Raw genomic sequence first — 1,240 nt, 5'->3', positions numbered from 1 at the left:
TTCAATATAAAATATTCTGAACAATTAGCAGTTTTTACTTTTATTCAAAATTTATCTGAAAACTATCCAGAAAATGTTTTCAAAACCGAATTTCAAAAATCAAAATATAATGTTGATCAGTTCAAAGATGCAATATCAGAATTTGACAAATTATCAATTGAGTATAGTTATAAATTTGAAGAGTTTCCTGACGGTTCTAAAAAATCAATGCAATCAATAGATTTTTTGAAGAAAAACTTAATCGAAACTGAAAATTTAAATGATTTTAAAATTCGCTCAATTGGAATTGTAACAAACAAAACATTGAATGACCTTACAAAAATCATTGCACTTTTTACTCCTATTTATAATGAATTAATATACTACCCTAATAAAGAAAAATTTGAAAAACAAATTGTAGAAATTACAAAATACTCAACTAAAAATGATATAGAAAATTATTTTAAAACTGGAATAATATTTTACAATTCAACTTGGGATACCTCAATTCCTTTTAATATTGCATTTTATCCATTACCAAATTCAAAGGGCTTTACAGCCCAATCTTTTTATAATAATTTCATTTGTGGTATTAAAACAGACCTAGAAGGTTATAAAGACTTGTTTAGTGTAATGTTACACGAAACATTTCACATTATCTATTACGAACAATCACTTGAAATTAAAACAGAAATTGATAAAAATTTTAAAGAGAACAAATCAAAATATAGCAATTATGCTTACTTGTTGCTAAATGAAGTCATAGCCACTTCATTAGGTAATGGATATGTATTTGAAAATATTGATGGAAAAATTGACACACGGGATTGGTATAGTCAAAAATATATAAATCTAATGGCAAAAGAAATATATCCATTGATTAACGAATATATTTCCCAAAGGAAACCAATAGATAAAGATTTCATTGATCGTTACATTACTATTTATGAAGTAAATTTTCCCAATTGGATAAACGAACTCGATAACTTAATGCCTTACAGATATGTTATTTCTGAAAACGAAAATGACTTTAACGTAATTAAGAAAAAATATCGTTATCGTTCAAGAACAGAATATGAAACTGAAATTACAAAAAGTACAATTGAAAAAATGCAAAAAACATCACTTACAAAATTGATTGTTGTTTCAAAAAACAACAAGGAAAAATTAAACCTAATAAAAAAAGAATTTAAAGAACTTAATAATTGGAAATTCAATTCAGACAATGAATTTAATTATAAAATCCTTTTAGAAGACAAAA

At 24.4% G+C, this 1,240-nt stretch carries 1 protein-coding gene; it reads left to right on the top strand.

From position 1 onward, the window contains the following. On the top strand, positions 1–1,240 hold a 1,240-nt coding region (locus tag AP058_RS16930), incomplete at both ends, for a hypothetical protein (RefSeq protein WP_066305302.1).

Origin of the sequence: Flavobacterium sp. TAB 87 (genome assembly GCF_001529295.1) — a bacterium.
In the GTDB taxonomy this organism is placed as follows: Bacteria; Bacteroidota; Bacteroidia; order Flavobacteriales; family Flavobacteriaceae; genus Flavobacterium.
The sequence above is the reverse complement of the archived record's forward strand: the minus strand, read 5'-3'. Positions and strand labels throughout refer to the sequence as shown.